Source organism: Mycolicibacterium stellerae (assembly GCF_003719305.1).
In the GTDB taxonomy this organism is placed as follows: domain Bacteria; phylum Actinomycetota; class Actinomycetes; order Mycobacteriales; family Mycobacteriaceae; genus Mycobacterium; species Mycobacterium stellerae.
Genome location: NZ_RARC01000037.1, coordinates 68,291 through 74,620, shown reverse-complemented (window position 1 = coordinate 74,620; position 6,330 = coordinate 68,291). Strand labels below are relative to the sequence as shown.

The following is a 6,330-nucleotide window of genomic DNA, read 5'->3' as shown; positions in this document are numbered from 1 at the left end:
TGTAAACTTCTCCTTAGTACGACGAGTCAGGTGTCAATCAGCGACAGCCGCCACCGCCATCCGCGCCACCACCGGCTGCCGGCCCGACCGATCCCGAGGGACAACCTGGTGAACTCAGGCTGAATCCAGGCACGGGCGACCCGACCGACAAGCTTCGGCAAATCTTGCAGGACGCCGCCGGCTGACCTGTTTCGGCGCGTAGCCTCAGCCCATGACTGACGACGACGTCGAACAAGCCGGCCGACTCGCAAGCGGCAACGTCGCGGCGCTGCTCCCGGAACAGGGCCGGACGGTCGAGGAAGAACGGCTGCACCGCAAGCAAAACCTCGCGGCAGCGTTTCGTCTGTTCAGCCGCTTCGGATTCGACGAAGGCATCGCGGGCCACATCACGGCGCGCGATCCCGAGCTGACCGATCACTTCTGGGTCAATCCGTTCGGCATGCACTTCGGCCACATCCGCGTCAGCGACCTGATGCTGGTCCGCCACGACGGCACGATCGTCGATGGCGACCAGCCGCTGAACCAGGCCGCGTTCGCGATCCATTCTCAGGTGCATGCCGCCCGCCCCGACGTGGTCAGCGCCGCTCACTCCCATTCGGTGTACGGCAAGTCGTGGTCCACGCTTGCCCGGCTGCTCGACCCGATCACGCAGGACGCATGCGCCTTCTACGACGACCACGCGCTGTTCGACCAGTATTCGGGCGTGGTGCTCGACCTCGAGGAGGGCAAGCGCATCGCCCACACGCTCGGCGACTGCAAGGCCGCGATCCTGCGAAACCACGGTCTGCTCACCGTCGGACATTCGGTCGAGGAGGCGGCGTGGTGGTTCATCACGATGGAGCGGTCGTGCCAGGCGCAGCTGCTGGCCGAGGCCGCCGGGACACCCGTGCTCATCGAGCCCGCGATGGCCAAACACACTGCGGGACAAGTCGGCACCCACTTCGCGGGCTGGTTCAGCTTCCAGCCGCTGTTCGCGCGAATCACCCGCGAACAGCCAGACCTATTCGACTGACCGAGGAACGAGGATCGTCTTCCCGGGCAGGCGGTTAGCGTCGGAGTCGTCATGCACGGCGGCGGCCTCGCTCAGCGGGCGGCGATCGGCGACATCTATCGACAACTGCCCGTCGTCGACCCGGTTGACGAGGCCGGCCAGCTGCACGGCGTCGCTCCGGACGAAGATCCGCTGCGCGCGCACTCGCCGCTTCGGATCGTCCTGTCCCGCAGCCATGGTGCCGACGTAAAAGCCCCCGTCACCGACCAGGCCCACAAGGACCGCGGCCTCCTCTGCTGAGGTGCTCACCAAGTTGAGCACGACATCGAACACCGCCCCGGCGCTGACGAGCGGCGTGGCCCCGTAATCGATGTAGTCGATGATCCGGTCGGCGCCGTAATTGCGCAGACGGTCCGCGCTGCGCGCTGACGCGGTCGCGGTGACGACTGCACCGGCCTCCTTGGCGAGCTGGACCGCGTAGCCACCGACTGCTCCGCCCGCACCGTTGATCAGGATCGTCTGCCCGGCCCTCAGCGAGGCAACCTCGAACAGGGCCTGCCACGCCGTCAACCCAGCGGTCGGCAGCGCGGCCGAATCGGCCAGCTCCCCCGAAGTCGGTGCGGTGGTCAGGGCGTCGGCCGGCGCGACAACATACTCGGCAGCAGCGCCGTTGGCATCGAGTGGAAGCATCCCGACGACCGCATCACCGACCTCCCATCCCTGAACTCCGTCGCCAACCTGGAAGATCGTGCCCGCGACATCGACGCCCGGTACGTGCGGAAAGCGCACCGCGTACACCTCGGACAGGTAGCCGCCGCGGATGCCCGCGTCGACTGGGTTGAACGACGTCGCCGCAACCTTCACGACGACCTGTCCCTGGCCCGGCACGGGGCGCTCGATGTCCTCGTACTTCAAGACTTCACTACCCCCGTAACGGCGGTACACCACTGCCTTCATGATTTCCTCCAATTCCCGATGCTTCGATGTCGAAGCACCTCCGCTTCGAACAACTCCTTCGAAGTAGAAGCAATTCCTGACCGGGACCGTGTCATGGCTCACAATGCTTCGAACTCGAAGCTTTAGAGTTATGGCATGGCCAAGGCCCTGAAGCCGCAGCAGATGCGCACCTACTTCGCTCTCACGGAGGCGGTCAGCCTGCTGCAGTACGCCGTGCAGCAGCAGCTGCGGGCCGAGGGCGATCTCAGTTATGTGCAGTTCGAGATCCTGGCGATCCTCGTCGACGCCAAGCAGCCGCTCACGATGACCGACTTGGCCGACGGAGTGGTCTACAGCCGCAGCGGTCTGACCCACCAGGCCGGGCTGTTGGAGAGGGCCGGTCTCATCACCCGGCGCGCAAGCTCGGTTGACCAGCGCGAGACAGTCGTTGATATCACCCCGGCAGGCGCCGCGCGTGTCGCCACAGTCCTGCCGGGCCACATCCAAGTCGTCCGCGACCTACTCTTCGACACGCTCTCCGCCGAAGATGTTCGCTCACTCGGCGACATCATGAGCCGCGTGCGCGACCACATGCGATCGCTTCCGCCCAGATCGGCGACGCCACGCAGACGCCCGCGGCCGAAGTGAGTAGAGCTACCGCAGCACGTCGAGCAGGCGATCCAGGTCGTCCTCGGTGTTGTAGAGGTGGAAGCCGACGCGAACCGCACCCGCGCGTATCGACGCCCGGATCCCTGCGTCCTTGAGCTTCTCGGCGGCGGCGGTCGGAATCGAGACGATCGCCGAAGGCTCCTGCGGCAGTTGCAGTTCGGTGCGCGCTCGGGATGCGAGGCCCAGCGCATGGGCCTCGACCTCGGCGCGGTCCAGCGACGCCAGCCACGGCAGAGTCAGCCCTGACCCCAATACGCTGAACCATGTCGGCGACACATCGAATCGCCGCGCATCGTTCGCCAGCCGCAGCGGCAAACCGTAGATCGTCGACCACGGCGCCTCTCCCGCGTACCAATTCGCGGCGTGCGGGACCATCGAGCTCGAGACGCGGTCGCTCAACGACATCCACGCCGTGCCGCGCGGCGCCAGCAGCCACTTGTACACAGCGGCGACTGTGACGTCGGCCCACGGCAGTTCGACGTTCTTCCAGCCCAGCGCCTGGGTGACGTCGATGACGGTCAGCGTGTCCGCGTCCGCCACGCTCGCCCGAAGCGCATCGACATCGAGCACCGCGCCGTTCGCCGACTGCACCAGGCTGACGGTCACCACGTCGTAGTCGCCCGCGGTCGTCACCAATTCGTCAGAATCGAGTTCGGTGACCGTGACGCCGCGCGACGCCTGAGCGGCGAACGGAAAGCTGGTACTGGTGAATTCGCCGGACAAAGTCGCCACCCGGCTGCCATCCGGTATCGCGGCGGCAACCAATCCCAGCGCAGAGGAGACGGTGCCCGCCATCGCCACCGAGTCCACGGGCACACCGATCAACGCGGCGTAGCCGGCCCTGCCCGCATCGACAGACGCGTCGAACGACGGCACGTCCATCGTGCCTGCCTGCCATTCGCGCAGGGATTCCTGTAGCGCGTCGAACATGAACTGCGGCGGCAACCCGTAGGTCGGTGAATTCAAAAATCCTTCGGCACAGGAGAATTCAGCGCCGAACGCCACGCGTGACATGATCGTCGTCACTCCTTGGGCGGCTCGTCGCCGCGCAGCCTGGCCTGCAGCTGCTCGCGGTCCTGGCGCCGCCGCTCGTCGATTGCCGCGATACCCGCGGTGGCTCGCTTGCGTAGCGGAGCAAAGATCCAGATCCCCAGCGGCAACGCGATCACGATCGCGAACAGCAGCGCGATGACGAGCGGAAAGTCGCGCAGGCCGAGCAGATGCGCACCCCCGAAGATGGCCGCCGTCAGGATGACGACGAGCAGCATTCTGGCCAGCGTGTAAGCAAGCACATCAACAACGAGGCGGGATCCAGGGCGGGGCTCAGACACCGCCTGAGCCTACCGACGGCGCGTATATTCAGATCAAGGAGGTTTTTTGCGTGGCTTTTCTGCTCCTCGTTCTTGTCTTGGCCGGACTGATCTACGTCGGCTGGCGGCTGACCCGCGCCACGGCCAGTCGGCCAAGGACACGCACGATCGGCCCCGACGACGACCCGGATTTCCTGCGCCGACTCGGGCATGGGGACAACCCCCGCCCCAAGTAACCGCGCGGCGCGGTTAGAACAGGTCGTTGGGACGCGACGTGCCGGGGAAGTCCTCGGCCACCACCGCCGCCAGCTCGATCAACGCCTCGCGCGTCTCGCGCCGCAGGCGTTCCAGGCTGATCTCCGCACCCTCTTCGAGGTGCGGGTCGAACGGCACCAGCCGCACCGCCCGGCAGCGGCGGGAGAAGTGGTCGACGACTTTTTGCATGTCGACCTTGCCTGACCGCGGGCGCACCGCGTTGATCACCGCGATCGAGTTCTTGACCATGTCTTCGTGTCCGTGCGCATCGAGCCAGTCCAGCGTCGCCGATGCGCTGCGGGCGCCGTCGACCGAACCGGAGCTGATCACGATGAGCACGTCGGCCTTGGCCAGCACGGACGACATCGCCGAGTGCATGAGGCCGGTGCCGCAGTCGGTGAGCACCAAGCTGTAGAAGCGTTCGAGTACGTCCAGGGTCCTGGAGTAGTCGTCGGCGCTGAACGCCTCGGACACGGCGGGGTCGCTCTCCGACGCCAGCACCTCCAGCCGGCTCGGCCCCTGCGATGTGTAGCTGCGGACGTCGCTGTAGCGATCGATGCCTTCGGCGTCGCGCAGCAGATGGCGCACGGTAGCGGGCGTTTCCAGCGGCACCTTCTGGCTCAACGTGCCGCGGTCGGGGTTGGCGTCGACCGCGACCACCCGATCGCCACGGATGGACGCGAACGTCGCACCGAGCGTCGCGGTGATGGTCGTCTTACCGACGCCGCCCTTCAGCGACAGCAGCGCGATCCGGTAGCAGCCCTGAAGCGGCCGGTTCACCTGTCCGAGCAGGTTGTTGTGGTGGACGGCCTTCGGGCTCTCGCCGAGATTGATCAGCTTGCCCGACGCCAGGAACAGCACCCGGCGCCAGCCCGATGACGGCGGTCGCTTGTTCTGACGCAGCAGCGAGGCGGTGGAGAGCTCCGGATACGGGGCAGGCGCGGGGTCCGGCTGACTGACCGGGATCCCGGTCGGCGGCGTCGGATCGGTCCACTCGGCAGGCGGCGACTCGTCGGTTGCCGGATCGCTGAACCGCTGTTGTGACCGAAAGCCAGGCGATGGATCGTCAGACAACGGCTAGCCCCTCCTCATTGGACGCGATCGCAAAGTTCAGCCGACGCCGCTTCATTGTCGGCTCAGCCGACGCCGGCATACGAGTGCAGCCCGACGGTGACGAGATTGATGAAGAACAGATTGAACACCATCGCGACAAATCCTGCGACATTGATCCACGCGGCCTTCTTGTCGCGCCAACCCGCGGTCGAGCGGGCGTGCAGGTAGGCGGCATAGATCACCCACGCGATGAACGACACCGTCTCCTTGGGATCCCAACCCCAGTACCTGCCCCATGCCTCTTCGGCCCAGATTGCGCCGAAGATGACACCGAAGCCGAACACCGGGAACGCGAAGATCGTTGTGCGGTAGGCGATTCGGTCCAGGGTCTGCGCATCGGGCAGCCGCGCCACGATCCGGGCGACGGCGCCCTGCGCTGCATCGTCTCGGGGTTCGCCCAGCCGAGACATCTTGACGAGGAACAGGATGCTGGACACGCCCGCGACCAGGAACACACCGGAGCCGAGGCTGACCACCGACACATGAATGGGCAGCCAATAGGACTGCAGCGCCGGCATCACCGGCGCCGCGTTGGTGTAGAGCCAGCGACCCGACACCGTCAGCAGGATGAGCACCGGCACGAGCACGAACACCCATAGCGCGCGGTACTGCGCGCGGCGCAGCACGATCGCGCCCGCGACCAAACCCGAGAAGCACGTCAGGTTGATGAACTCGTACATGTTGCCCCACGGCACCCGCGAGGTCGCCATGCCACGAAGCACGATGCACACCAGCAGCAGCGCGATGCCGGCGTAGACCAGGGCCAGCCCGGCCCGCCCGATGCGCTCGTCGAACGGTCGCCGCGGCGCTTCGGCGACCAGGCCGGGGGTGGCGCTGTCGGCGCTCACCATCCCTGCGGCAGAGTTCGATGTCGCCGACCGCGCGGCTCCGACAAGTTCGCGGTCGGCGACCTTCCTGCTACCGACGGCGGCGAGTTCGACGGCGAGGAACACCAGCGCGATCACGAGCAGGACGACCGACGACGTGAAAGCCCAGTCCGAATAACGGGCCAACCCGATGTCGATGTGCTCGGTGTTCATGCGCGATCCGCCTCCG

At 66.5% G+C, this 6,330-nt stretch carries 8 protein-coding genes; 3 read left to right on the top strand and 5 right to left on the bottom strand.

Annotated features, from left to right (window positions below; all coding sequences use genetic code 11):
* Positions 1 to 211 precede the first annotated feature (211 nt).
* Positions 212 to 1,012: a class II aldolase/adducin family protein gene (locus D6M19_RS30005; protein WP_123028928.1), complete on the top strand. Its 801-nt coding sequence runs from the start codon at positions 212 to 214 to the stop codon at positions 1,010 to 1,012.
* On the opposite strand, the gene D6M19_RS30000 is transcribed toward D6M19_RS30005, so the two are convergent.
* Positions 1,001 to 1,948, bottom strand: a complete 948-nt coding sequence (locus D6M19_RS30000) for an NADP-dependent oxidoreductase (protein ID WP_123028927.1) — start codon at positions 1,946 to 1,948, stop codon at positions 1,001 to 1,003. The genes D6M19_RS30005 and D6M19_RS30000 overlap by 12 nt on opposite strands.
* Before the next feature lie 135 nt (positions 1,949 to 2,083).
* Here D6M19_RS30000 and D6M19_RS29995 point away from each other — a divergent pair, with 135 nt between their 5' ends.
* Positions 2,084 to 2,575 (top strand): MarR family winged helix-turn-helix transcriptional regulator, encoded by a 492-nt coding sequence (locus D6M19_RS29995; protein WP_123028926.1) that lies wholly within the window; start codon positions 2,084 to 2,086, stop codon positions 2,573 to 2,575.
* Between the two features lie 6 nt (positions 2,576 to 2,581).
* Here D6M19_RS29995 and D6M19_RS29990 read toward each other — a convergent pair whose 3' ends face one another.
* Together D6M19_RS29990 and D6M19_RS29985 are read right to left on the bottom strand one after the other, a co-directional pair.
* Complete coding sequence (locus D6M19_RS29990; protein WP_123028940.1) at positions 2,582 to 3,610, bottom strand: aminotransferase class V-fold PLP-dependent enzyme; 1,029 nt, start codon at positions 3,608 to 3,610, stop codon at positions 2,582 to 2,584.
* Between the two features lie 8 nt (positions 3,611 to 3,618).
* A complete protein-coding gene (locus tag D6M19_RS29985) occupies positions 3,619 to 3,927 on the bottom strand; it encodes a DUF4229 domain-containing protein (RefSeq protein ID WP_123028925.1) in 309 nt (102 codons plus the stop codon).
* Positions 3,928 to 3,977: 50 nt separating this feature from the next.
* On the opposite strand from D6M19_RS29985, the gene D6M19_RS29980 reads away from it, so the two are divergent.
* On the top strand, positions 3,978 to 4,142 hold the full coding sequence (locus D6M19_RS29980; protein WP_123028924.1) for a hypothetical protein: 165 nt from the start codon (positions 3,978 to 3,980) through the stop codon (positions 4,140 to 4,142).
* Positions 4,143 to 4,155: 13 nt separating this feature from the next.
* On the opposite strand, the gene D6M19_RS29975 is transcribed toward D6M19_RS29980, so the two are convergent.
* On the bottom strand, positions 4,156 to 5,235 hold the full coding sequence (locus D6M19_RS29975; protein ID WP_123028923.1) for a MinD/ParA family ATP-binding protein: 1,080 nt from the start codon (positions 5,233 to 5,235) through the stop codon (positions 4,156 to 4,158).
* 62 nt (positions 5,236 to 5,297) lie between these two features.
* Positions 5,298 to 6,314 (bottom strand): c-type cytochrome biogenesis protein CcsB, encoded by a 1,017-nt coding sequence (ccsB, locus tag D6M19_RS29970; protein WP_123028922.1) that lies wholly within the window; start codon positions 6,312 to 6,314, stop codon positions 5,298 to 5,300.
* Positions 6,315 to 6,330 lie beyond the last annotated feature (16 nt).

Excerpts from the sequence above, each read along its gene's own strand:
- D6M19_RS29995 (WP_123028926.1), top strand. The coding sequence starts at position 2,084 with ATGGCCAAGGCCCTGAAGCCGCAGCAGATGCGCACCTACTTCGCTCTC.
- D6M19_RS30000 (WP_123028927.1), bottom strand. The coding sequence starts at position 1,948 with ATGAAGGCAGTGGTGTACCGCCGTTACGGGGGTAGTGAAGTCTTGAAG.
- ccsB (WP_123028922.1), bottom strand. The coding sequence starts at position 6,314 with ATGAACACCGAGCACATCGACATCGGGTTGGCCCGTTATTCGGACTGG.
- D6M19_RS30005 (WP_123028928.1), top strand. The coding sequence starts at position 212 with ATGACTGACGACGACGTCGAACAAGCCGGCCGACTCGCAAGCGGCAAC.
- D6M19_RS29990 (WP_123028940.1), bottom strand. The coding sequence starts at position 3,610 with ATGTCACGCGTGGCGTTCGGCGCTGAATTCTCCTGTGCCGAAGGATTT.